General features: G+C 47.0%; 27 protein-coding genes and 1 pseudogene. 26 read left to right on the forward strand and 2 right to left on the reverse strand.

Annotated elements, in window-relative coordinates; all coding sequences use genetic code 11:
- Positions 1-48 precede the first annotated feature (48 nt).
- The 7 genes from VN24_RS18555 (at position 49) to VN24_RS18585 (ending at position 4,006) form a co-directional block, all read left to right on the forward strand.
- On the forward strand, positions 49-336 hold the full coding sequence (locus tag VN24_RS18555; protein WP_148505276.1) for a hypothetical protein: 288 nt from the start codon (positions 49-51) through the stop codon (positions 334-336).
- 42 nt (positions 337-378) lie between these two features.
- On the forward strand, positions 379-1,179 hold the full coding sequence (locus VN24_RS18560) for a phosphotransferase family protein (protein WP_045671627.1): 801 nt from the start codon (positions 379-381) through the stop codon (positions 1,177-1,179).
- Positions 1,180-1,200: 21 nt separating this feature from the next.
- On the forward strand, positions 1,201-1,716 hold the full coding sequence (locus tag VN24_RS18565; RefSeq protein WP_045671628.1) for a DUF6886 family protein: 516 nt from the start codon (positions 1,201-1,203) through the stop codon (positions 1,714-1,716).
- A gap of 105 nt (positions 1,717-1,821) precedes the next feature.
- Complete coding sequence (locus VN24_RS18570; protein WP_148505277.1) at positions 1,822-2,100, forward strand: hypothetical protein; 279 nt, start codon at positions 1,822-1,824, stop codon at positions 2,098-2,100.
- 92 nt (positions 2,101-2,192) lie between these two features.
- Positions 2,193-2,807 carry a LysE/ArgO family amino acid transporter gene (locus tag VN24_RS18575; RefSeq protein ID WP_045671629.1) on the forward strand — a complete coding sequence of 205 codons (615 nt, stop codon included), beginning with the start codon at positions 2,193-2,195 and terminating at the stop codon, positions 2,805-2,807.
- Between the two features lie 34 nt (positions 2,808-2,841).
- Complete coding sequence (locus VN24_RS18580) at positions 2,842-3,387, forward strand: GrpB family protein (RefSeq protein WP_045671630.1); 546 nt, start codon at positions 2,842-2,844, stop codon at positions 3,385-3,387.
- A gap of 97 nt (positions 3,388-3,484) precedes the next feature.
- Entirely contained in the window at positions 3,485-4,006 is a 522-nt protein-coding gene (locus VN24_RS18585) for a TetR/AcrR family transcriptional regulator (protein ID WP_045671631.1), read from the forward strand.
- Here the strand turns inward: VN24_RS18585 and VN24_RS18590 are convergent.
- Positions 4,003-4,911, reverse strand: a complete 909-nt coding sequence (locus VN24_RS18590) for a LysR family transcriptional regulator (protein ID WP_045671632.1) — start codon at positions 4,909-4,911, stop codon at positions 4,003-4,005. The two genes, VN24_RS18585 and VN24_RS18590, sit on opposite strands and share 4 nt — an antisense overlap.
- A gap of 118 nt (positions 4,912-5,029) precedes the next feature.
- Here VN24_RS18590 and VN24_RS18595 point away from each other — a divergent pair, with 118 nt between their 5' ends.
- From VN24_RS18595 to sigK (VN24_RS18665), 15 genes and pseudogenes are all read left to right on the forward strand, one after another.
- Entirely contained in the window at positions 5,030-6,367 is a 1,338-nt protein-coding gene (locus VN24_RS18595) for an amino acid permease (protein ID WP_045671633.1), read from the forward strand.
- A gap of 193 nt (positions 6,368-6,560) precedes the next feature.
- The gene (gene sigK / locus VN24_RS18600) at positions 6,561-7,262 is read left to right on the forward strand and encodes an RNA polymerase sporulation sigma factor SigK (RefSeq protein WP_045671634.1); all 702 of its coding nucleotides are present in this window, start codon (positions 6,561-6,563) and stop codon (positions 7,260-7,262) included.
- A 351-nt stretch (positions 7,263-7,613) separates the two neighbouring features.
- Positions 7,614-8,414: a GntR family transcriptional regulator gene (locus VN24_RS18605; protein ID WP_082083894.1), complete on the forward strand. Its 801-nt coding sequence runs from the start codon at positions 7,614-7,616 to the stop codon at positions 8,412-8,414.
- 337 nt (positions 8,415-8,751) lie between these two features.
- Positions 8,752-9,552 carry a creatininase family protein gene (locus tag VN24_RS18610; RefSeq protein ID WP_052703041.1) on the forward strand — a complete coding sequence of 267 codons (801 nt, stop codon included), beginning with the start codon at positions 8,752-8,754 and terminating at the stop codon, positions 9,550-9,552.
- A gap of 44 nt (positions 9,553-9,596) precedes the next feature.
- Positions 9,597-11,147 (forward strand): glutathione ABC transporter substrate-binding protein, encoded by a 1,551-nt coding sequence (locus tag VN24_RS18615; RefSeq protein ID WP_045671636.1) that lies wholly within the window; start codon positions 9,597-9,599, stop codon positions 11,145-11,147.
- Positions 11,148-11,249: 102 nt separating this feature from the next.
- Positions 11,250-12,065 (forward strand): carbon-nitrogen hydrolase family protein, encoded by an 816-nt coding sequence (locus VN24_RS18620; RefSeq protein ID WP_045671637.1) that lies wholly within the window; start codon positions 11,250-11,252, stop codon positions 12,063-12,065.
- Positions 12,066-12,090: 25 nt separating this feature from the next.
- A complete protein-coding gene (locus VN24_RS18625) occupies positions 12,091-12,735 on the forward strand; it encodes an RraA family protein (RefSeq protein ID WP_052703042.1) in 645 nt (214 codons plus the stop codon).
- Positions 12,736-12,790: 55 nt separating this feature from the next.
- Positions 12,791-13,711, forward strand: coding sequence for a nickel ABC transporter permease (gene nikB, locus VN24_RS18630; protein ID WP_045671638.1), 921 nt, complete (start codon positions 12,791-12,793; stop codon positions 13,709-13,711).
- Between the two features lie 14 nt (positions 13,712-13,725).
- Positions 13,726-14,631, forward strand: a complete 906-nt coding sequence (gene nikC / locus VN24_RS18635; RefSeq protein ID WP_082083897.1) for a nickel transporter permease — start codon at positions 13,726-13,728, stop codon at positions 14,629-14,631.
- A gap of 29 nt (positions 14,632-14,660) precedes the next feature.
- Positions 14,661-15,674, forward strand: coding sequence for an ABC transporter ATP-binding protein (locus tag VN24_RS18640; protein WP_045671639.1), 1,014 nt, complete (start codon positions 14,661-14,663; stop codon positions 15,672-15,674).
- Entirely contained in the window at positions 15,655-16,620 is a 966-nt protein-coding gene (locus VN24_RS18645) for an ABC transporter ATP-binding protein (RefSeq protein ID WP_045671640.1), read from the forward strand. Before VN24_RS18640 ends, VN24_RS18645 begins: the two co-directional genes overlap by 20 nt.
- Positions 16,595-16,987 (forward strand): thioredoxin family protein, encoded by a 393-nt coding sequence (locus tag VN24_RS18650; RefSeq protein ID WP_082083899.1) that lies wholly within the window; start codon positions 16,595-16,597, stop codon positions 16,985-16,987. Before VN24_RS18645 ends, VN24_RS18650 begins: the two co-directional genes overlap by 26 nt.
- An 8-nt stretch (positions 16,988-16,995) precedes the next feature.
- Entirely contained in the window at positions 16,996-17,760 is a 765-nt protein-coding gene (locus VN24_RS18655) for a creatininase family protein (RefSeq protein ID WP_238590941.1), read from the forward strand.
- The gene (locus VN24_RS18660) at positions 17,747-18,973 is read left to right on the forward strand and encodes a trans-sulfuration enzyme family protein (RefSeq protein ID WP_045671642.1); all 1,227 of its coding nucleotides are present in this window, start codon (positions 17,747-17,749) and stop codon (positions 18,971-18,973) included. The genes VN24_RS18655 and VN24_RS18660 overlap by 14 nt, the downstream gene beginning before the upstream one ends.
- Before the next feature lie 215 nt (positions 18,974-19,188).
- A pseudogene (gene sigK / locus VN24_RS18665) lies at positions 19,189-19,700 on the forward strand (RNA polymerase sporulation sigma factor SigK); the annotation flags it as partial.
- A 108-nt stretch (positions 19,701-19,808) separates the two neighbouring features.
- Here the strand turns inward: sigK (VN24_RS18665) and VN24_RS18670 are convergent.
- Positions 19,809-20,936: an acyl-CoA dehydrogenase family protein gene (locus VN24_RS18670; protein WP_045671643.1), complete on the reverse strand. Its 1,128-nt coding sequence runs from the start codon at positions 20,934-20,936 to the stop codon at positions 19,809-19,811.
- 605 nt (positions 20,937-21,541) lie between these two features.
- Between VN24_RS18670 and VN24_RS18680 the strand changes: the two genes are divergently transcribed.
- The 4 genes from VN24_RS18680 (at position 21,542) to VN24_RS18695 (ending at position 25,441) form a co-directional block, all read left to right on the forward strand.
- Positions 21,542-22,078, forward strand: coding sequence for an NADPH-dependent FMN reductase (locus VN24_RS18680; protein ID WP_045671644.1), 537 nt, complete (start codon positions 21,542-21,544; stop codon positions 22,076-22,078).
- Positions 22,079-22,229: 151 nt separating this feature from the next.
- On the forward strand, positions 22,230-23,513 hold the full coding sequence (locus tag VN24_RS18685; protein WP_045671645.1) for a Rieske 2Fe-2S domain-containing protein: 1,284 nt from the start codon (positions 22,230-22,232) through the stop codon (positions 23,511-23,513).
- A gap of 4 nt (positions 23,514-23,517) precedes the next feature.
- Positions 23,518-24,720, forward strand: a complete 1,203-nt coding sequence (locus tag VN24_RS18690) for a dipeptidase (protein ID WP_045671646.1) — start codon at positions 23,518-23,520, stop codon at positions 24,718-24,720.
- 91 nt (positions 24,721-24,811) lie between these two features.
- A complete protein-coding gene (locus tag VN24_RS18695) occupies positions 24,812-25,441 on the forward strand; it encodes a Crp/Fnr family transcriptional regulator (protein WP_045671647.1) in 630 nt (209 codons plus the stop codon).
- Positions 25,442-25,468: the final 27 nt, after the last annotated feature.

A 25,468-nucleotide genomic window follows, 5' to 3' on the forward strand; every position in this document is an offset into this window, starting at 1 on the left:
GTGAGCTATTGCCTGGAACGATTATTTTAACTTTTTAGTCAATTGGGCTTGAAAGATATTGAGTGCAGGGTAAGTGATAAGGTAAATTTCCTCGACCAAAACATGGACTTGCAAAGTAGAGAAAAGCTTTTTAACTCTTTAAGAGAAGAAGGTCTTGGAGAAAAACCAAGTGAATTAGAGGAAATGGGAAATAATTTAGTGGAGCGAGGGTTAACTTTTGATGAAGCTCGGGAACAGTATGAGGCTGAATTATTATTTTCTGAGGAATTTGGAGTGGATTCTTTTTTAACATACGCACCAAATATGAAAATTACATTTGGGAAAGTAAAGAGATAATACTAATCCTTGAAATACAAATCCAATTGGAGATGGTAAAATTTGATACATATCGGGCAGGGTAGAACGGCCGATATATACAATATTCAAGAAAGCCAAATATTAAAGCTGTACAAGCAAGAGTTTCCTACAGGAGCAATACAGGACGAATTCTTGATTAGCAGGTTTGTCCACTCACTGGGGATTAGGACCCCGGAACCCATCGAATTTACCTCACAAGACAATAGAAACGGAATTCTATTTCAGAAAGTAGAGGGTGAATCTTTACTTAAGAGAATTGCGAAGAAGCCATTGTTCATCAAGAGGTATTCGATGATTGTAGCCTCATTACACCACGAGATACATACCCACAGTGCTGTTGGATTATTGAGAAAACAGAAAATGGTTCTAACTGATCAAATTATGGCGGCTTCCCTGTTAACAGAAGATGAGAAGTTTCGGATCATTACTTATTTGGAAGAATTACCTGATGGTAATATGCTGTGTCATGGTGACTTTCATCCTGACAATATACTAGTTGGTGAAGAAACTTGGATCATTGACTGGATGACAGGGATGGCCGGTAATCCCTCCGGTGATGTTGCGAGGACATTAGTTCTATTGAATTTTGGAACGATGCCAGAGGAAACACCGAGATTAATAAAATTCTTTGTTAACTTACTAAGGAAAAAAGTGCAGCGTGAATATCTGAGTCATTATTTAAAGCAATCGAAACAAGATTATATTGAAATCGATAGATGGATTTTACCGGTTGCTGCCGCAAGATTAGTAGAATGGATACCTAAAGAGGAACAAAATCAATTATTGTTGGAGATAAGGAAACGTTTAAGTGCGATCACATAGAAGGGCCATTTAGGAGGACGCATGAAGTTATTTCATTTCAGTGAAGAAAAGACGATTGAAATCTTTAAGCCCCGAGTAAAAGCGAATCGTACAGATATGTCGCCTGTCGTCTGGGTGATCGACGAAGAACACGAATTTACATTTTATTTTCCGAGAGATTGTCCCAGAATTGTCTACACGAAAGATGATGAAGTAACGGAAGAGGACAATCGTAAATTTTTTGGCCTGACAAGCTCAAATATTGTGGTAACGGTTGAAACTCACTGGTATGAGCGAATCATGAATACAACGATTTATAGATATGAGCTCCCTAGTGAAACTTTTAAGCTTTTTGATCAAACAGCGGGTTATTACATATCGACTGAAATCGTGAAGCCCGTGGAACGAGTAGAGATTAAAAATTCCCTTGAAAGACTAATGGGTATGAATATCGATGTTCGGTTCACACCCAATTTGCATCCTCTTAAAGAAGCGATATTAACTTCATCCATTAAGGATTTCGGAATACACAGATTTGCCAATGCAGCCAGTATGTAAGTTGAAAGATCTATTTATGACTATTTTTGGAACGATAATTGCGCTAGTAATATCGGTTGTAGCTTCTTTTTATTTGGGCCAATCGGAGTATGGATGTTGCTTTGTTTGATCTTTGGTGTCGTTTTTAGTACGAATGCGAGGAATAAGAGGATTGAAAATGATTTACAAATGATCAAGGAAAAGCTCGGGATCGTTCAAGAGAATAGAGATTTTAATTTGAGTGATGAGGAAATTGAAGAAGAATTGGAAAGAGACGCCTTACTTGAGAGAGAATCGAACGAAACAGGCAGAATCAATACAACGAATGAATTAAATGAACAGATCGAGAAAGAATTAGAAGAATATTTAGAACTCGACGATAAAGACAAGGACAGAAATAAATGAGGACTGAGCGGAATATTTCCGTCAGTTATTCCAAAATAATGATGACATCAGCTAAGTTGGTTTGGATAATATAAAAACAGGTGATCCTATTCATGATTACAGCATTTGTACACGGCATTTTTCTTGCTTTTGGATTGATTTTACCGCTAGGTGTTCAGAACTTTTTTGTATTTTCTCAGGGAGCTGTCAACAAGAGGTTAATCTCTGTATTGCCGGTCGTCGTCACAGCTTCTTTGTGCGATACCGTATTAATTATGCTTGCAGTGTTCGGTGTTTCCTTGGTTGTGATGAGCTTTTTCTGGATGAAATCATTGCTCGTTATAGGTGGATTTATCTTTTTAGTTTATGTTGGATTCGTGACTTGGAGAAGCAAGCCGGATCATAGCGACCTCAGTAAAAGCGATTCTCAACAAATAAGTTTTGGCAAAATTGTCAGTTTCACGCTCATGATATCGTTATTGAATCCTCATGCCATATTGGACACCATTGGAGTCATTGGTACAAGTTCGCTCCGTTACCAAGGAGTGAATAAAGCGGCATTTACGATCGCTTGTATCTTGGTTTCGTGGTGCTGGTTCTTTACATTGGCATTGCTGGGGCGGCTCATACGAAATAAAGACAAGACAGGGAGCTTTTCGAAAAATGTTAACAAAGTGTCTGCAATTGTGATGTGGGCGGCTGCGATCTATCTGGTCAGTACATTTTAGAAATGTTGTCATGACAGGTTGGTGGGTGAAGCATATGAAAGATCCGGTAATTATAGAGCCATACAATGAAGAATGGCCAGCGATTTTTTTTGAATTAGGCAAACGAATCAAAGAGGCTATTGGGGACCATGCGATAAGAGTCGACCATATCGGTTCGACGGCCGTTCCAGGTTTGGCGGCAAAACCGGTTATTGATGTTCAAATATCGATTCGAGACATCAACCATTTCGATTTGGTGAAAGATGGTCTTGAAACAATTGGGTTTCGTTATATCCAAGATAACCCCGATCGGACCAAAAGATATTTCAGAGAACAGCCTGGAATGAGAAGAACCCATATCCATGTAAGAGAACACGGTAGTTGGGCGGAGCAATTTAATCTGTTGTTCAGGGATTATTTGAGGACCCATGAGAAAGAAAGAGAAGAATATGCCGACCTAAAGAAAAAATTGAGTTTGATATTTCGAAATCAAAGAGAACAATATGTGGAGGGAAAAACGGAACTCATTTGGAACATCATGATGAAGGCAAGCAAGTGGAGTCAAGAAATCGGATGGAAACCGGATAAAGCGGATTTCTGATTGTCGTTGCATTCCGTCTGAGAATCGATTACAATGAACTCATTGGTAATTGGCCAATCAATAGCAATTGCTTTTTAAGTAAAGGAGAACTTCATTTATGGTCAAAAAAGCTGCAACTTCGGCTAACCGCCGTACCGACATTGTATCTGCAGCAATTGAAGTGTTTGCAGAAATTGGTTATTATCGGGCTACCACTGCGCAGGTGGCGGAGCGCGCAGCGATCTCGCAGCCATACGTTTACCGCTTCTTTACCAAGGAATCGCTGCTGGTGGAATCGCTGGAGGTCTCTTGGCAGCGGGTTCTTAAAGCGTTTCAACGCGTGATCGAATCGGCGCCGCCGGAGCATTTGGAGATCGGCTTGATCCGGGCGTACGAGGAGATTACAGCATCGCACCGCAATGAAATCCTGCTTCAAATGCAGGCACAAACGATTCGGGAAACGCCGATCCGCGAAGCAATGCAGCAGGGGATGAGCCAGGTGAAGCAGCTGGTACAAAATGCTTTTCAGCAGGCAGGGTTTGCGGATGCGAACAAGCGAACGTCTGATTTTTTGGCAAGAGGAATGCTGTGCAACGTATCGATGGCAATGGATATGCCGGATTTGATGGTAAAGAGTTAATTCGTTTCTTCTCGCCCCCACATTGAAGCATGCCTCCCGACAATAAGCAAAAACTCATTTAAAGCCGGAGATTTCCATTTTTTCATATGATAGACGATTTGAGTGGCCACGCGCTGCGATGTGTCATCCCAAGCCAATTTGGCCAGTTTGCCTTCACGAAGTTCATTTTGCACGGTAATCAGCGGCAAGAAAGAAATACCAAGCCCGGCCATCACGCACTGCTTGATGGCCTCGATGTTCCAAAATTCAAGATTGAGATCGGGAAATACGCCGTGACTGTTCAGGTGCCGTTCAAACAAAGTCCGATACGTGCAGCCGGGTTCGGTATGAAGTATCGTTTCATCTTTGAGATGGACGGGTTCAACCAGCTGCAAACGGGCGAGCGGGTGATCGACTGGTGCGACCAGCGCCATTTTTTCATGGATCAGGATTTCTTTATGAAGGTCCTTATCCTCCGTTTCAGGCTGCAGCAGGAAGGCGAGATCCAGCTCTCCCGAGTGGACCAGAGCGCTCAATTCCCAGCATACGCCGGGTTTTAACATAATTTTCACTTTCGGATACCGTTGTCGGTACTCGCGGATGATGCCCGGCAAGCGAAAAGCGGCCAGCGATTCGGGAGCGCCGATCACGAGCGTACCGGCTATTTCAGCTTGGGAACGAAGCGCATCCTTTGCCAGGGCGTGCATTTTGGAGATCTCCTGGGCGTACGGCAGCAAACGTCGGCCGGCATCGGTCAGGATCACTTTTTTGCTGATCCGGTCAAAAAGAGGAGCTTCCAATTCGGTCTCCAGTGCTTGAATTTGTGCGGTTATACTGGATTGGGCATAGTCAAGCTTCTGAGCCGCTCGTGTGAAACTGCCCGCTTCGACCACGGCCAAAAAAGTAAGCAAATGGCGTGATTCCATCGCTGCCTCCTTATGATCGATTTTTTGAATGGATACGATTCGATTTTTCCGTTTTTCCGATGGATCTATTATCTGATACCATGATGAAAAATACAACAGGAAAGCGAGACGAATCATCATGGATCATTCGAATAGACTTCAACGTACGATTGGGCTGCCGCAGGCCACCGCCCTGTATGTAGGCGCCGTGCTGGGCTCGGGTGTGCTGATTGTTCCTGGCCTGGCGGCGGAAATGGCCGGTCCTGCCTCACTGCTTGCATGGGGATTTATGACGCTGCTGCTGTTCCCGCTTGCCCTTTCCATGGGGCTGCTGTCGGCCAAATTTCCGAATGCCGGAGGTGTCTCCTATTTTGTGACGTTAACGTTCGGACAGAAGGCCGGAGCGCTGGTCGGCTGGTTTTTTCTCATGTCGGTACCGATCGGCGCTCCTGTGGCTGCGCTAACCGGGGCGGGATATTTGACGGCGGCGATGGGCTGGAGTGAAGGGGCCCGAATTGGGATCGCCGCTGTCATGCTATCGTTCGGTCTGTTGACCAATGTGATCGGCATGAAAGTGGCGGGTCGGGTGCAGATTGCCGTTGTGCTTGCCATAATCGCCGTTCTCATTGTGGTGATTGCAGCCGCTTTTCCCAATATTCGTGAGGCCCATTTCACACCGTTTGTGCCTCATGGCTGGGCGAGCGTCGGACAGTCGGCAGCAATTTTGTTCTGGTGCTTTATCGGCTGGGAAGCGGTATCCCACTTATCCGAGGAATTCGTTGACCCTAAGCGCGCGGCAATTAAAGGCGTCATGATCGCCGCCGTCATCGTCGGACTGCTCTATTTTCTGACGGCTCTGGCCACGGTCGGCACGCAAAGCTACATGAAGGCGGGCTCGGACGCTTCGCTTGTGTGGGTGATCAGCCAGTTAATGGGCAAATGGGGAGCGCTTGTTGCGGGAATGACAGGTATCTTTATTTGTACGACAGGTGTTATCGCTTATACAGGGGCTGCTTCACGGCTTGCGTATGCTTTATCGCGGCAGGGAGACGCTCCCGAGTGGATGGGGCGGTTGTCCGAACGTTATCGTACGCCTATTAGCGGAATCGCCTTTCTTGCTCTGTGCTTTATAGTGGTGCTGATACTGTATGGAAGCGGCGCTGTATCCCTCACCACACTTATCCAGCTGCCCAACGCAACCTTTATATTGACCTATCTCGGCGGCTGTGCAGCCGGAATCCGGCTGTTAAAGGGCAGTGTTTGGGGCGTGCTCATCAGCTGGGTGTCGTTTCTTGCGACAGCGATCGTGTTCCCTTTCGTAGGGTGGGCGATTGGATATCCGTTCGCCATTGTTACCGTATTCTGGATTGTGAATCTGGTGAAAAGCAGAAAGAGCAGCCAAGCGTTATATCCATCCGCCGGAAATCGGGCTGAAACGGCAGCAAAAACGGCTCCATGCAAGAGTGCTTTACATTAACCCAGCCCATTGCAAGCTCACGCTTCATACGAAAATAGGTGAGCTTATGAAGCTTCTTAATGTAGAAATTTGTCTGTAACGAGGAAGTACATGCACTTCTGGGCGGCCGCCCACATAAAATACAGAACAGACTTCATCGTGTACCGGAGCTTAAGGCAGCGCCGGTAATTACAGCATGGGGGTGGCCCGAATAATGCCTGGATTGTTTGCTGCAATCGCAATTTTTATTAAGCAGCTGTCACTGCTCGTCTCCTACGTCAAGAACAATGCGTTCCCTCAACCGCTTCGTGAAGAAGATGAAACAAGGCATCTGCAGCTGATGGCCGAAGGAAATCAACATTCCCGCAATGTGCTGATCGAGCACAACTTGCGGCTCGTGGCGCATATCGTCAAAAAATTCGATAACACTGGTGAAGATTTGGAAGACCTGATCTCGATCGGTACCATCGGCCTGATCAAGGCGATCGAAAGCTTTCAAACCGGGAAAGGTACTAAATTGGCGACGTTTGCAGCTCGATGTATCGAGAACGAAATTTTGATGCATCTGCGGTCGCTGAAGAAAACCCGAAAGGACGTATCGCTGCATGACCCGATTGGGACGGACAAAGAGGGCAATGAAATCACGCTAATAGATATTCTTGGCTCGGAAGCGGACGATGTGGTCGACAAGGTGCAGCTTAAAATCGAGAAGTCAAAGATTTATAAAAACCTGGAAATATTGGACGATCGGGAAAAAGAAGTCGTGATCAACCGTTTCGGATTGGAGCACGGCGGGGAAGAGCGGACGCAGCGCGAGATTGCGAAGGAGCTCGGGATCAGCCGCTCATATGTGTCACGGATCGAGAAGCGGGCGCTGATGAAGCTGTATCATGAGTTTTATAAGGCGAAGAAGTAAGAAATGTTGTACATGTTAGAAATAATGCGAAATGAAAGACCCGAAGCGGATAACAGCTCTGGGTCTTTTTTCATGTGGGGTTTAATCGGTTTATATTGATGAGAAACCGTTAATGTAGTTCCGGTCCCAGAACTCAAAAACAGAAATTACTCAAATCACTTCTCCAACATTAATCGCTGGTGTGGACATTGCTAAGTTCAAACATGTGGTTCGGGTACACTGACTTGCGTGTGGTCTAAGGATTCGTCCACAACTGGCTGGACCGCTACTTTCCTGAATTCCTCACGGTCTTTAAGGATTGGGAGTGTAAATCGGCCATTCAAAGTCCGGAGAGCAATGTAGACATCGTCTATGAATGAGTATAATATTATAATAATTGGTCTGCATCAATCAGGTGTAAACGCTAAACGAGGAGGGGATCTTCTGAAAAATCCACTGAATGTCATGATCTTTAATGACCTTTATAACAAAATTTTGACGAAATACTATGAACCTGGTGATATTCTACCGACCGAATTGGAAATGGAAAAAATATATGGGACGAGCAGGGCGCCGATTCGACAAGCATTAGCCAAACTTGAAATGGAAGGATTGATCCATCGAAAAGCTGGCAAGGGTACTTTTGTCGCCCAACATGAAGTTAGCGGTCCCTGGGTGCCCATGGGGGGCTTTGGTAGCGAATTCAGCAAGAAAGGCAGTCAAATCCGGCATCAGACCTTACTTGTCGAAAAGTTAATACCGGACAAGGACATCGCGCATTATCTCTCCTTGTCCAACCCGGATGAGGTTGTTCATATTGCGAGAATCCGCTACGTGGATGAAATTCCGATCTTTTATTTACATCATTATATCCCTAATTTGGATATGGATAAGATTAGTGGTCTTGGAAATATCAGTAGCATGAGGACGTTCATTCGGGAGAAATGCGGTTTTAATATCTGCTATGAATCGGAGGAACTCGCGGCTGTTAAAGCCGATGAGCATGTTTCCGGTATGTTGAAAGTGGAAAGCGGCTATCCCATAAACGAAATTGTGCGAATATCTTATAACGACGATTTCAAGCCGATGGTATTTGCGAGATATTACGTTAGAACGGACGTTTGGAAGTATAGGGTGATGTTTAGCAAGGACAACAACGGATTTCCTTTTTGATACGGATAGTAACATTTGAATGAGAGAGCTTGCTTCTTCTCCAGTGCCGGCAGATCGCCACCTCGGAGCGTCGGAGTAAGCTCTTCTTCATTTTATTTGAGTCTTTTTGTATGTCATGATACATGACGCTATCCGAAAAGTATCTTTACGAGCGATATGCTTTTATGGTTTTTTATATTGATATTTCAATCTAAATGTTATAATATTATAATAAATATAACATAAGATGACGTGAAGGGGGGGTGGTTGATGGATGGAACCCTAGTGAGAATGAAGTGTTTTGTTAAAGATTATAATATTATAACTTCTGGGATGGATAGACGGAGGAGAGACGGGATTGAGAAAGAAATATGCGCTTCATCACATGACTTGGAAAGAAATCGCGGAAGCATTTAAGCAAGATCCCATTGTTTTGATTCCATTGGGGTCCATGGAAGAACACGGTCCGCATTCGATTACCGGGGATTTCCTTGCTGCATCCGAAATCGTCAAGCAAATCGCCGAAAGAACGGGAGCGTATTATCTTCCGGTCATTCCTTTCGGTTACTCCGAACTATTCAGGGGCTACCCTGGCACTATCTCGCTCTCGCCTAACACGCTTTATGGATTGCTGATCGACATCTGCGAAAGCCTGATGGAACACGGGGTCACGAAGATGGTGATCTTTAACGGACATACCGGCAATTCACCCATCATTGGTCAGGCTGCCAGGAAAATAAAACGGGAAAGAGGTATTATGGTGGCCTCAATCAATCTGTGGCAAAGCATTCCAATGGAATTTAAAAAACATTTATATGGGAATAGCTTCAATCCGTCGGGGCACGGCGGCGAACCACTTACTTCGGTGATGCTTCATTTATATCCCGAAGACATGAGAATGGACATGTTGGCCGGATGGCGTAATCAGCAGGAAGTTCCCGAATGGGAAGGATTTCGGATTCACAGCCCCGCGACTGTAGAGACGGAGGATATTCAATTTCAGGTCTATTTAAATATGGAAGAGATTTCACGAGACGGGATTTTGGGTAACCCGTTGGCTGCATCGGCCGAGCGGGGGGAAGCAATAGTCGGCGAGCTTGTCCGGCGAGGGACCGCTCTGGTTGAGAAATTTACTCAGGCCAATACGATTGTTAAATAATTCTTGCCTATCAGCTTAGTAACATGATTGAGGAGGATTGGACGATGAAACGTATACCGGCTTCAAAACTTGCTATTGCCATGATACTCATTTTATCTCTTATCGCGACTGCTTGCAGTTCCGATTCATCGAAGGGAACCTCGAATGAAGGCAATGGGGCCCCTAATTTAACGATTGCCTTGGCGGGAGAACCGGAGGGACTGGATCCGCAAAATTCCAGCGACAATATTTCCAATATGATTACATACCAAATCGCAGACAATCTGGTAACCTTCAATCAAGATATGCAAATCGTTCCACAGCTGGCCGAAAGTTGGATGGTCTCGGATGATGAGAAGAGCTGGACCTTCAAGCTTAAGCAAGGCGTTACCTTTCAAGATGGAGCACCGTTTAATGCAGATGCGGTGAAAACCAGTTTTGAACGTGTCATCAACGAAAACAACAAATTAACTCGCTATTCATTGCTGGGTCCTTTCATCGATCACATCTCGGTCAATGGCGATACGGAAGTGACTTTCCATTTAAAAAATCCTCTCGGTCCCTTTCTGAATAACTTGGCGGCTCCCGGCAGCGCCATTCTTAGTCCGAAGTCGATAAAAGAAAACCCTGCCGGCATCGATAAAAATCCGGTGGGAACCGGCCCGTTCAAATTGAAGGAATGGAGCACGGGTAACCATTTGTTGCTGGAGGCCAATCCCGACTACTGGGGAGGAAAGCCGAATGTCGGCACGCTAACCTTCAAGCCGGTGCCTGACAACTCCGCGCGTGTCCTGATGCTGGAAACCGGAGAAGCGGATGTCATTCTTCCGGTCCCCACTTCGGATATTGACAGATTGGCCAAAAACGATCAACTGGCTATATCATCAAGACAAACGAACCGCGTCCTGTATATCGGGTTAAACAATGCCAAGGCCCCCTTAAACAATGTGAAGGTTCGTCAAGCTCTGAATTATGCGATCGATAAAGAAACGCTGGTAAACAAGCTGCTACAAGGGCGTGTAAAAGTGGCAACTTCGGCAATCGGTGAAAAAGTATTCGGATACAGCAATGTCGGAGCTATCCCTTATGACCCCAACAAAGCGAAACAACTGCTGCAGGAGGCCGGTGTCATAGAAGGCACGACTCTAAGATTCGTATATTCCAGCAATGTTCCCCAAGACCGTCAGGCGGCGGAATTTGTTCAAAATAGTTTGCAACAGCTGGGGCTTAAGGTTGAATTGAGACAGCTTGAACTGGGAACGTACACGGATACGATCAAAGATCCCGAAAGCTTTGAGATGTATTTAAGAGGAGCGGCTCCTCTTACCAATGACGCCGATTATGTGCTGCGTGCGCTTCTTTTATCCGGGAGCAAAAACAATTATAACGGTTTTGCAAATCCGGAAATCGACCGGCTTCTGGAGACCGGTTTTACGGTCACCCGACAAGAGGAGCGGGAAAAAATTTATGCCGATTTGTTGAAACGGATCAAAGAAGAGGCTCCGTGGATATTCCTCTATGAGGACATGGCGCATATAGGTATGAGAAAAAATGTGGAAGGCATTGGTCTTCTGGCTACGCAAACCATGGATTTCCGCAAGGTGATCAAAAGGTAAACCGACTTCGTAGCAAATCTGGAGCCGCCGACAGAGCTGCGGGCCAGTGGGATGGTCAATGACCATCCCATATGTTTACAAAATGAACAAAGGAGGCGGAAGATGTCTTTTCAATTGGTTATGGCTCAGTTGGAATCGACGGACAGCAAGCAGGTAAACTTGGAAAAAGCGGAACGCGCACTACAGGAAGCAACCCGTATTTACGGAGCCGACATGGTCGTTTTTCCCGAGGTTTATATGAGCAACTATCCGGTTGGCGTCCCTCGGGAAGTGAAGTTGAATGATGCGGAACCGCTAAGCGGACCGTTTGTGACGAGAATGTGCGAATTGGCCCGAAAGTATGGTATCTGGATCATATTTGGAATGCGGGAGACAACGGAGGACGAGGGGGACGACAGGGTTTATAATACGACGGTTATCGCAGATTCCGCCGGGTCCATCGTTAGCCGTTATCGAAAGACACACTTATATGACGCATTCGGGGCCAAAGAATCCCGCAACATCAAGCCGGGAAGTTCTTTATTTAAACCGGTAGTCACCCCTTTCGGCACGATCGGGCTGCTTGTTTGTTATGAACTTCGGTTCCCTGAAATCGCCCGTTACCAGGCGGTCCACGGAGCGGATATTATTATTATTCCTTCCGGCTGGGTAAAAGGTCCCGTGAAGGAAACGCATTGGGAAAGTCTGGTGACAGCCCGCGCCTTGGAAAATACAGCATATGTGGTGGCTTGCGATCAGGTCAGCGACAATTATTATATCGGGCAAAGCATGATTGTCGACCCCATGGGCATTGTATTGGCGCGCGGCCCTGAAACGGAAGCATTAATTCCTTGCCGTCTCGATTTGAACCGGGTCAAGGAGGTTCGGACAAAGCTGCCATCCCATATGCATCGGCTGCCGGAGCTCTACATGCATTAAACGATTCACGAAGGAGGAAGAGCATGTGTTTCGCATTCAATCAAGGGTTCAAGGCGTGACTCCGGAGTTGCTCAAAATCTATCAAGATGTTTCCTCTTCCACGATTGGGCATTTGACCGACTTCGGATTTCTGAAAGGACTGAAGCCGCTTTACCGGCCGATCCGTTTTGTCGGCAACGCGGTTACAGTGCGCATCCCGCATCTGGATTCGACTGCCGTTCATAAAGCGCTGGAATTGGCTCGGCCGGGAGACGTACTCGTTATTGATATGTCCGGCGATGTGGAACGCTCATGCTGGGGAGGAATCGTCTCCTATGCCGCTCAGGTCAAGGGTATTGCCGGCGCGGTCATTGAGGGCTGTGTCAACGATTTCGGCGAAATAGCGGAAATGCGGTTTCCTGTTTACTCACTCGGTGTAAGTCCGTTAACCACACGCATCCTCGGAATCGAAGGGGAGGTTAATACAGCCATAAGTATTTGCGGCGTCAGTGTAAATCCCGGCGACTTGGTTCTGGCTGACGATGATGGAGTTGTTGTTCTAAATCCCCAATTGGCAGTTGGTTACGGGCAAGTGGCAATGGAGAAACAAAGCAAGGAAACCGCGGTCAAGCGCAAATTAGATCAGGGTATTCCGCTCGCTTCCATCAGCAAAGCGCATACATTTTTTTGAGAATTGTCACGGGCAAGTGCCTATACCATTACTGTGCGGATAAGGAGGCACCGGTTTGTTCAGATATATCGTAAAACGCCTGTTGCAAATGATTCCGACATTGATTGGCGTTTCCGTCATCTGCTTTTTGATTATGCATTCGATACCGGGCGATCCGGCACGGTTGATTGCAGGGATTGACGCTACGGAGGAGGAGGTGGAGATGGTCAGGGACCGATTAGGCCTAGACCGTCCCTTGCCTGAACAATACGGCAGCTATGTCTGGAATTTGCTTCATGGAGACTTCGGCATATCCATGCGCTCCGACAGGCCGGTCTTGGAGGAAATCCTTTCGAGATTTCCGGCTACGATCACACTAACGGTTTTTTCGATCCTCATTATGGTCGTCGTCGGTTTGTTTGCCGGGATTTTCTCTGCCACCAAGCCGAACAGTTTGAGGGATAATGCCACCATGTTGTTCTCCTTGTTCGGTCTCTCCATCCCCGTCTTCTGGCTGGGAATTATGCTTATTCTTCTGTTTTCCTACTATCTTCCGTGGCTCCCGTCCGGAGGAAGCGGCGGTCTCCAGAATTATATCCTGCCGTCGATTGCCCTGGGGGTTTCATCCTCGGCCGTGCTGGCACGTCTTACACGGTCAAGCATTCTGGAAGTGATCCATCAGGACTATATTCGTACCGCGCGCGCAAAAGGTGTTAAGGAAAGGCTGGTTATCTACAAGCACACGTTAAGGAACGCATTAATACCCGTCATTACGATCGTAGGATTGGAGTTTGGTCATTTGCTGGGGGGAGCTGTGCTGACGGAGACCGTATTTTCGCTCAACGGCATCGGCCGCTATATTATCCAATCCATCCAATACAGGGACTATCCGGCTATTCAAGGGAGCATCCTGTTCGTCGCCGCCATTTTTGTCATGCTCAATTTGATAATAGATCTTTGTTACAGTGCGGTGGATCCGAGGGTTAGATACGATTGAAGGAGGTTTTCGTTATGAGCCAATCCAACGCCACGGTTTTTCAAAGCGGGACTCGTTCCTTTGCGGACGCCGGCCTGCCCCGTTCGCCTTGGATTTTGATGATTCGACGTTTCGCAAAGAACAAACGAGCTTTGGTCGGACTCGGAATGGTAATCGTGTTTGTCATCGTCGCATTGCTTGCTCCATGGATCGCTCCCTACGATCCGATCGAACAGAACATGGAGGTGATTCTTCAATCCCCCAGCTTGGCGCATCCATTTGGAACCGACGAATTCGGCCGGGACTTGCTTTCGAGGATCGTACACGGCGCACAGATATCGTTGATGATCGGAATTGTCGGCGTCCTGATCTCTCTTGTGGTTGGGGTGGCGCTTGGTACGCTTTCCGGTTATTTCGGAGGGGCGGTTGATTCTATCATTATGCGGTTCATGGATATTCTGATGGCGTTTCCGAGTTTTCTTCTGGCCTTGGCCATTATCAGCGCCTTGGGCCCCGGCATGATCAACGTCATGATAGCGATTGGCATTTTCTCTGTTCCGACTTTTTCGCGTGTTTCACGCAGTGCGGTCATCGCCATCAAACACAAGGAATACATTGAGGCCGCCCAGTCGATGGGGGCAGCTCATTTATTCATCATTGTGAGACACATCATTCCAAACAGTATCGCTCCGATCATTATTCTAACCACGTTGCGGATCGCCACAGCCATCTTGACGGCATCGGGATTGAGCTTTTTGGGTATGGGCGCCCAGCCGCCGACTCCGGAATGGGGCGCGATGTTAAATGCGGGGAAAGAATATATTAGAACGGCTCCATATCTTTGCATGGTGCCGGGCTTTGCCATTATGTTTGTTGTTTTGGCTTTTAATATGGTAGGCGACGGCCTGCGAGATGCGCTGGATCCCAAGATGAAGCTGTAAGCGAATGAGAGGGAGAAGGGGGCGGAAAAATGGAAGATGAGGTTTTGAAAGGTAACCTATTGGAAATCCGAAATCTGAAAACATATTTTTACACCGATGAAGGCTTCATTCCTGCCGTCGACGGGGTGGATATAACGATCCGTGAAGGCGAAACGCTTGGAATTGTAGGCGAATCCGGATCGGGAAAAAGCGTGACTTCGCTAACGGCAATGAGATTGACCCAGGGTAAGGTGGTGGAAGGCTCGATCATGTTTAACGGGCGGGACGTACTGGCTCTCTCGGAAGGGGAAATCATCGGTATCAGGGGAAACGAAATGGCGATGGTTTTCCAGGAACCGATGACTTCCCTAAACCCCGTATTTACGATAGGCGAGCAGATCGGTGAAGTGGTCCGCATTCATCGAAAATTCGGCAAAGCCGAGGCAAAGCGGCATGCGATCGAGATGCTTGCATCGGTAGGCATCCCTAGGCCGGAACGGATTGCGAACGAGTACCCTCACCAGCTGTCCGGGGGGATGCGCCAACGGGTGATGATAGCGATGGCGATGTCTTGCAACCCGAAGCTATTAATTGCCGACGAGCCGACGACGGCACTGGATGTCACGATTCAGGCCCAAATCCTGGATTTGATGAGAGATTTGAAGGAAAGACACCAAACAGCGATCATGTTGATTACCCATGATTTGGGAGTTATTGCCGAAATGTGTGATCGAGTATGCGTTATGTATGCCGGTAAGGTGGTTGAGGAAAGCGGAGTGTCCGAAATTTTCGCCAATCCGTTGCATCCTTATACGCAAGGACTGATGAAGTCGATTCCTACGCTGGAAACGGAAGAGAGAAGATTGTATTCGATCAAGGGAAGCGTACCTCTCCCCGGCACCTTGACACAAGGATGCAGATTTGCGCCCCGTTGCGAGTGGGCGATGACGATTTGCCTTGAAAAAGAACCGCCTAGGTATGAAGTGGAATCCGGGCATTTCAGCTACTGCTGGCTTCATCAGACCGAGCGGAAGGAGGATGGAAATGAGCTACCCGCTCGTTGAAATCAAAAATTTGAAAAAATATTTTCCTATAAAGAAAGGGCTTATGGGCAAAACCGTAAACCATGTAAAAGCGGTAGACGGGCTGGACTTCACCATTTTCAAGGGAGAGACGTTGGGTTTGGTAGGCGAAAGCGGCTGCGGAAAATCCACAACAGGCCGAACGATTCTTCAGCTTCTGAAGCCTACCGAGGGGCAAGTATACTACGAGGGTACCAATTTGGCTGCGCTCAAACCGAAAGAACTGCGAAGGTTGCGCCGGGATTTTCAGATGGTATTTCAAGATCCTTATTCATCATTGGACCCCCGGCTAACGGTGGACAACGTTATCGCAGAGCCGCTGGTCATTCATAACCTGTACCCTGGAAAAGAAAAAGAGAGGCGTGTTCATGAACTCCTCGAAATTGTTGGATTGAACAGCAGCCACGCTAAAAGGTATGCTCACGAATTCAGTGGCGGTCAAAGGCAGCGGATTGGCATTGCACGTGCGCTTGCCTTGAACCCGAAACTGATTGTCGCGGACGAACCGGTATCGGCTCTTGATGTCTCGGTTCAGTCCCAGGTTATCAATCTTTTTCAGGATTTGCAGGAACAATTTCAACTGACTTATTTATTTATTGCCCACGATTTAAGCGTGGTGAAGCATATCAGCGATCGCGTCGGTGTCATGTATTTGGGCAGAATGGTCGAACTGGCCGAGAAAAAGGAACTCTTTGCCGACCCGCTGCATCCCTATACGAAAGCCTTGTTATCTGCCGTACCCGTTCCGGATCCGAAGGCCAAAAAGGAGCGGATTGTGCTCCAAGGGGATGTTCCCAGCCCCGTAAACCCTCCGGAAGGATGCACCTTCCATCCGCGGTGCAGCGCCTGCTTCGATAAATGCAAGACCGTAAAACCTGAATTTAAAAAAGTGGACAACCGTTATGTCGCTTGCCATTTGTACGATTAAAAAATGGAGGGAAATCGATTCAATGATTAAAATCTCGGATATTCAAACTTTTCGCGAGAAGATCGGGACTGAAAAACCGACCGTTGTTGTGTTTAAAACCGAGTGGTGTCCGGATTGCCGATTCATCGAACCGTTTATACCAGAATTGACAGAGCTTTATAAAGAACGGTTCTCGTTTTTTCAGATTGACAGAGACGAATTACCCGATTTGAGCGAAGAATATCAGATCATGGGCATTCCCAGCTTTATCGTGTTCAAGAGCGGAGAAGAAAAGTCGCGTTATGTAAACAAGCTTAAGAAAACACGTGCAGAGATCGAGGCCTTTCTTGATGAAGCGTCGGCAATCTGCAGCAAGGAGGCTCATTAAGTTTGTATGTGCACAACCGTATTAAAGAGATGAGTTGGAAGACATTTGCAGAACGGAAAAAGCAAACAGATCTCGTCATCATTCCCACAGGGGCTTTCGAAGTGTACGGTCCGCATCTGCCCCTCGGGTCCGACACCCTTGTGGCAATGAAAATCGCCGAAATGGTGGCTTCGCGGACGAATGCTCTGATCGGCCCAGCGCTAGAGGTTGGGGATTCCTCTATGCTCGATGAATTCCCGGGAACGATTACCATCCGGCCAGAAAGCTTCAAAGCGTATTTGGAAGACGTCGTGACAAGTCTGGTGAAATGGGGGTTCAAAGATTTTCTCTTCTTGAATACCCATGCAGGCAATGTGCCGATCATCAACCAAGTATCCTATTCCCTAAGGAATATTAAAGAGATACGCCGGGCTCAAATCGATTATTGGCGCTTTATCAAGACAATGGATTACGGTATTCTCGAGTCGGGGGCGGCAGCTCATTCCCATGCTGGTGAAGCCGGAACCTCGGTCATGATGTATTTGTATCCGGAACTGGTTGATCTAAACCGAATGACAGACGAACCGGGAAAATATCAGGATTCTTTTCCGGAGGTCATCAAATACATACCCCTTTCTTCCAAGACCGAATCGGGGACCGTAGGCCGCTCAACATTGGCGACGCGTGAAAAAGGTGAACAATTGGTTCTGCGGTCAGTGAATCGGATTGTTCGGTTTCTGGTTGAATGTTGGAGTATCCCCGAAAAGGAAGTGGAACAACATGGAAGTGCCTGAGAAGATAAAACCGGACTGGAAATTCGATACGAGAGTCATCCATGCCGGCCAGAAGCCGGACGAGAGGACGGGCGCCATTTCCCAGTCGATCGTTCCTGCGGTTGCTTATGCTTTTCCGGATACGGAAACGGCTGCTGCAATTGTGGCAGGTCGGCAGGAAGGGACTTATTATGGCAGGTACGGAAACCCAACCACCCGGATGCTTGAACTAAAAATTGCGGAATTGGAAAACGGCGAGGATAGCATTGGGCTGAGCAGTGGCATGGCCGCCATTTCCTCATCGCTGCTCGCCTTTTTGCAGAACGGTGATCATCTGTTGGTCACGAAGGATGTATATGGAGGAACATTCAGCTTCGTAACCTCATTAGCGCCGCGTTTCGGCATTCAGTATGATTTTGTCGATTGTACCGATCCGGATGCCGTTCGAAAGCATATAAGAGACAACACCAAAGCTATCTACATCGAAACTCCTTCAAACCCCTTGCTGACCGTGCTTGACATTCGCATGTTGGCCGGCATTTCAAAGGAGCGGGGAATCCCGCTGATCGTGGACAATACCTTCATGACCCCGTATTTGCAACAGCCACTAGATTTGGGGGCCGATTTGGTCGTGCACAGCGCGACCAAATATTTAAACGGGCATGGCGATGTCCTTGCCGGATTTGTCGTGGGCAAGAAAGAAATCATTCAATTGATTCGCAAAAAGATTGCGGGAGACCTCGGTCAGAATCTGAACGCTTGGGAATCCTTTTTGATCTTAAGAGGAATGAAAACAATGGGAATGAGAATAAGAACCCACTGCGACAATGCCCGACAGATTGCCGAATACCTGAGTTTGCATCCCGGTGTGGAAAAGGTCTATTACCCGGGACTCTCTTCACACCCGCAGCACGAATTGGCCAAAAAGCAAATGAGGGGAATGGGAGGGATTGTTTCTTTTGAGATCAAAGGAGGCATGGACGCAGCTAAAGCTTTCATGAATCGATTGAGCCTGGCCATAATCTCTTTTAGTCTCGGAGATCCTGAAACACTGGTGCAACACCCGGCCAGTATGACCCATTTTTCCATACCGGCAAAAGATCGTGAAAAATTCGGAATCTCCGACGGGTTGATTCGGTTGTCGGCAGGGCTTGAAGATCCAGATGATTTGATTTCGGATTTGGATCGGGCGCTTGCGTTACCGCTACCTGAAAAGTTGAAAAAAGCAGACTGAACTATTTCTTTCGTCGCTTCTAGTCAAACTTAAAGAGGAGGCAGTTCTGCTATTTTGTCGGAGTACAAGAACATATAGACATAAGAAACCGCGTATGCCGCGTAGTTCCTCGATACGTAACAGATACTAATCACCGATAATTAGGATGATATTTAATGACATCTCCTTACAACACTTATCTTTAAGTGATTAATGAAGTGACATCAGGTTGTGTTCACAACGTCAAAAAATTCGATAACACTGGAGAAGATTTGGAAGACCTCATTTCAATCGGCACAATCGGCCTAATCAAAGCGATCGAAAGCTTCCAGACGGGGAAAGGCACAAAACTGGCAACGTTTGCGGCCCGCTGCATCGAGAACGAGATATTGATGCACCTGCGGTCGCTGAAGAAAACCAGGAAGGACGTATCGCTGCACGACCCGATCGGAACGGACAAAGAGGGGAACGAAATCACGCTGATCGACATCCTTGGCTCGGAAACGGACGATGTGGTCGACAAGGTACAGCTGAAAATCGAGAAGTCAAAGATTTATAAAAACCTGGAAATATTGGACGATCGGGAAAAAGAGGTCGTGATCAACCGTTTCGGACTGGAGCATGGCGGGGAAGAGCGGACGCAGCGCGAATTGCCAAGGAGCTCGGGATCTCGCGCAGCTACGTCTCGCGCATCGAGAAGCGGGCGCTGATGAAGCTGTATCATGAATTTTATAAGGCGAAGAAGTGAAGAAGAGCCCGGGCTTGGGAAGCCCGGGCTCTGTTCTTATTTTCGCCAGCGAGGTCATCATGGCGCTGAATCCCTTCCACACCTCGATGCCTTTGCCGGTTGGCAGGGTCAGATGTAGCCGGGCATCGGCGGCACGCCCAGGAATACCGAGCCGGCGTTGTCGTACATGCCTTCGCTGAGGAATGCGTGCTGGGTCACGACCATCGCGTCGCGCAGATAGCGCTGCAGCGGGTGCCCGTCGTAGATCGCCGCGGTGCCGGCAAGCAGGTAGGCTGACTGAACAGCGCTCGCGCCTGCGCGGGTAGCTTGTACGGATGCCAGACGCAGCATGCTTGTTTGGTCAGCGGAGACACCGTCGCCCCTCAGGATCGAGTCCCAAGCGGAATCGGTGGCCTCGTAGAAGAAGGCGCGCGCCGACCTTAACGAGGCTTCTGCCTTTGCCACGGCGATTCGCAGGTAAGCGCGATCGGCCATCTTCGGTGCACCGGTGATGCCAGTACGGCCACCGGCCATTCGAGAAACTTCATCAAGCGCGGCGCGGGCGACGCCAAGATTGACCACCGCCAGTACCTGCGCCGCATAAGCGATGGATGGGTACTGGTAAAGCGGCTCATCGATAGAAGGCACACCGCCACGAACAAAGGTCATTTCGTCAGAGACGAAAACATCTTTCACCCGCAGGTCATGGCTGCCCGTTCCTCGCAGCCCGAACACTTCCCAGTTCTCGACGATTTCCACGTCCTCGGGCATGAGCACGGCGGTGCGCGGCTTGCCGCCGTCCCCGGCGCCAATACCGACGCCGAGAATGTCGGCGCCCTTGCAGCCGCTCGCGAACTTCCAGAGACCGTTCACGCGCCAGCCGCCCTCGACCTTCTCTGCGGGCTGGATTGGAAACAGGCCGCCCGCGAACGCCAAGTCCGGCCCATTTGCGTAAAGGCGTGCGAGCGTGTCGCGCGGCAGGGCCGCCAGGTAGACCCCAGCAGAGCCGAAGCTCGCCACCCATCCGGCGGAGCCGTCAGCCTCGGAGATGGTTTCGATCAGCCTGAGGAACTCCGAGGGCGAGCTGGCATCGCCGCCAAAGCAACGCGGCGTAGCAGCACGAAAGACGCCCAGTTGCTTTAGTTGCGCTACCATGTCCCGAGGCACGTGCCGCTTCGCGTCAAATTCGTCCCGTCGGGCGCGGATTTCGGTAAGTACGCGGTTGAGCAGGTTCGGACTTTGCACTTCAACTTTCATGATTGTTTCCTCCTTTGGATGTTTTAATTTAGGGGTATATTTGCGGCGTTAGGATTCCAATAAGAAGAATGGACGCCCAATGATGGCCTTAAGACGGAAATAACGGTCGATTCCGGTAGCGCGGAATGCGTGAGTCATATTTGTTACTGTCTGCAAATTCGGAACATCGTAAAGTAATACGGCGTGATAGCCCTTATCTCCCGCATGACCGGCAGTAAGGATATCTCTGTCAAAAGTTCCTAGAAGCGTAATATCGTATTGCTTCCAGCCGGAAATCACTTCGTTCAGCCATGCAAATCACCTCTTCAATCAATTGATTTGTTAAAGGATGTTACTGTTTGTTCCACACCACTAACATTAAATTAATTTACATTTGAAGAAACCAATCGAACCTTGCTGTATTTTTTAGGTTTTACTGTATGAATCGATCAGTCTTACTAAACGACTATGAATAAGTCATACCGGAGTTTTTTTTAGGAACCGTGGCATATGGGAGAGATTCAATAAAACAAGAAATAAGTAAACTTCTTTACAATAAACTTGAGTGACTCAAATTATAATAGAAGCAAACTAACCATTATTTAAAATTATGAGGAGAGCAGAAGATGAAACTATTAGGGATTTCCGGAACGATTACAGGGTCGAAAACAGTGGTTGTGGTGAATAAAGTGTTAGAAAAAATACAAGCGGATTACCCGGAAATAGAGGTTGAATTGCTGGATTTAAAAAAATTCGATGTGCAGTTTTGCGATGGACGAGATCCGTCTACTTACACGGGAGATACGAAAAAGGTTATCGATCTCGTTTCTTCTGCAGATTTTTATATCATTGGTACGCCTATTTTCCAAGGATCCATTACAGGAGCACTAAAAAATCTGTTTGATCTGGTTCACCCACAAGCTTTGCGTAATAAAGTGATGGGCTTTGTGGCTACAGGGGGAACCTACCAGCATTATCTTGTCGTTGAGAATCAATTGAAGCCGATCGCCGGTTACTTTAGAGCTTTCGTGGCCCCGGGCTATGTTTATGCTCAAAATGATCACTTTAATAAGCAAAATGAAATCATCGACGCGGAGGTTCTGGAAAGAATTCATAATTTGGCCGATGAAGTCGTTATGATGCAAAAAGCCTTAAAAGTATAAAAATTAAGTATTTGTGTAAATCGCTTTACAATTTTGATCTGTAAAAGTTCGTATAATTTGATTCAAGCCAATACATTTATGTTCTACGCAATTTTTAACAATTGCATACGAATGCTAAATTTCCAGCAAAAATAATAGGAGGTTCAACCACATGTTAAAAACTGAAGATAACAAACTCTTAACCCAAACGGATGCGGGCACACCCATGGGCGAATTATTTCGCAAATACTGGATTCCAGTCGTTAACTCGAATGAGATTGCAGAACCGAATGGCAAGCCGTTGAAAATTAAAATTTTGGGAGAAGATTTGCTCATTTTCCGGGATTCGGAAGGTAAAGTGGGACTCGTTGACGAGAAATGTCCACACCGTCGTACATCTTTATCTCTAGGTATTAACGCTGATTGTGGATTAACCTGTATCTACCATGGATGGAAATTTGATGTGGAAGGAAACTGTTTGGATATCCCTTCAGAACCGGCCGAAAGCAAAATGAAAAAAGCAATTCATTTAAAATCCTATTCGGTGCAAGAAAAGAACGGCATCATTTGGGGATACCTTGGTCCCAAAGAATCCGAACCGCCGTTTCCTGAATTTTACTGGATGGGTCTCCCTGACGATCAACTGATTTCAGAACGTGTTTGGCAGGAATGCAACTACCTTCAGGTTATGGAAAATGATGTGGATTATGTGCATGCCGCTTTTTTGCATAAGGCTTTGAATGAACAGAATATTAGCAGCGAATTATTAAGCAGCGATCTGGGGATCAATCCATCTCATCCTTTGGTGAAGAATCCTCCGGTTAAACAAGCGGTTGAGAATACGAATTACGGTAAACGTTGCATAGGTGTTGGCGTTGAGGATGAGGACAATTTTGCTTTTATGGAAATTCATTATATTTTCCCATTCTATACCTTTCCACCGCGGATGGAGGGTGAGGATGGCATGTGGCATGCATTTATTCCGCGCGATGACCACAGCACATGGAGCTGGGATGTCCAATTCTCCCATAATAAACCGATTGACGGGGCAGGGCAAAGCCAAAGAAGAGGCTTAATCTTGGACGAAAACTTCCGTAAGCTTCGTAACCTTGGAAACGATTATGAGCAGGACCGCGACTTGATGATTGATGGCAATTATTCGGGAATTCGCGGAATCGCCAATCAGGACCATGCGGTAACGGAGACGATGGGGCCAATCGTTGACCGCTCCAAGGAGCATCTGGGAACCAGTGATTTGCCACTCATTCATATACGCAGAATGCTGCTTGAGCAGGTTAAGGGTTTAAAGAAGAAAGAAAAAGAACTGCACGAAATTCCATTAAAGAAGCTCTTCAGCTGCGGAACAGTGGATTCGAAAACAAAAACCTGGAGAGAGGCTATCCCGCTTCAAGAAAGCTTTCAGCTGGGCACTGACAAACATTTTGAGGAGACCTGATTCCATGAAACAGAAAGCTTATGACGGTTACACTTCGTTCTCTTACTTGGCTGAGGGGGCCCATTATCAAAACGTACCGTTATCAAGCCAGGAGGCCGCTCCAGAGTCGTATGTTTTCGATTTAACCGGAAAGCAGGAGGCACAAGTTCAACGAATCTTTGACGAGCATATCATGGTATCGATGAGAGATCATGGATTTATCATGCCTGCACGTCGTGAGGATATCGATCCCTATTGTCGGGATGGATATACCGCGTTTGCTTACGAAGGGTTAGCCAAATCCGGGCTGGATGTGGTGTTCGATAATTTTATGGATGGTATCATGAACATTACCTCCAAGGCAGGGTTAAAATGGGATGATGTCATCTACAATCTAGGTTTGAGATATTGTGATATTGCTAGGCAGGATACAGCGATCATAGCAGGAACCTTAACCGATATCCACAAAGCGCATAAGGGCGGCAAGGTCGCTATAGTGCCTTGTCTGGAGGCTGCTACAGCCATAGAAAATGAGATTGACCGTGTTGATATCCTGTATGGATTAGGCATTCGCTGCATGGGAATGACCTACAATGAAGCGAATACGATTGGCACGGGATTGGCCGAGGAAAGGGACGGCGGTTTAACCAAGTTTGGAAAAAGAGTGATTAAACGGATGAATCAACTAGGGATGGCGATCGACATCTCTCATTGCGGAGACGTGACAAGTATGGATGTCATTGAAACGAGTGAGAAGCCGGTGTTGATTACGCATGCCGGAGCAAGGGCTCTTTGGAACACGCCACGTATGAAATCGGATGAGGTACTCAAGGCTTGCGCAGCAAAAGGCGGCATTATAGGAATATTGGCGGCGCCAAATACAACCTTGACCAAGGAACATCCAGGACATTCATTAGACTCGGTAATGGCACATTTTGAATATATCCGTGAGTTAGTCGGAATAGATCATGTAGGGTTTGGTCCGGATACGTTTTATGGCGACCATGTCGCTTTGCAACATGCGGTTGATCAGCGACTAAGCATCGGCGACTCCCATAGCGGGGAAAAATTTAATGAGGCTCCCTTTGTGTTGGGTGTAGAAAATCCTACTGAGGCCATGCCCAATATCGTGAAGTGGCTTGTTCAGCACGGTTACAGCAATAAGGATATTGCAAAGGCAGCAGGCGGAAACGTCATGCAGGCTTTACAGAAAATCTGGATTAGATAAGGGCTAAATATTGGCAGCCAATTTGTGTTCATTGTAAAGACCTCATGGGATCTTTTATAATATAAGAAACTCTTCCAAAAGGAGGTTTCTTATGACTGAACTAATATCCATTAATGATCCATGGGATGGGTTCAAACAATTCGGAGAACGCAAATTTGTACCCAAACATACCGTTATCTACAATCAGGGAGATATTATTAATGGGTTTTATTGTGTCGAGAAGGGGCTTATCAAAATTAAAACCTGCACCAACCTTGGGGAAGAGAAAAATATCAATTTTATCGGGTCCCGGCAAATGTTTGGTGAGCTTGCACTCATACAGGAACCCTCGATTTCAACGGCAATTTCAGCAGAGGATTCGGTCATTTATTTTTTTACGCTACAGCGTTTCAAAGAATTACAACAGCAATCGGACAAACCGCTTATGCTCATTTTCAGCTCCATGCTAAAGAAGATGAGTGTGCTTGTCGAACAATCATTTCACTCTACAGCCGAACAACAAATTGCCCATGCACTACTTCAATTATGCGAATCGTCGGGAAACGAGAAAATATACATTAAACAAAAGGATTTGGCTGAATTTTCCGGACTTACTCGAGTTACCGTGAATAAAGTGCTGAAAATTTGGAGGGAAAAAGGGATTATTGAAGCACAAAATAAATTGATTCATATAAAAAACAAGGAAATACTAGCTACTTTTAGCCAACATACTACATTATAAATAATTTAGAGCCGGTTATCTCTATTA

It is taken from the genome of Paenibacillus beijingensis, assembly GCF_000961095.1.
GTDB classification, from domain to species: domain Bacteria; phylum Bacillota; class Bacilli; order Paenibacillales; family Paenibacillaceae; genus Paenibacillus_O; species Paenibacillus_O beijingensis.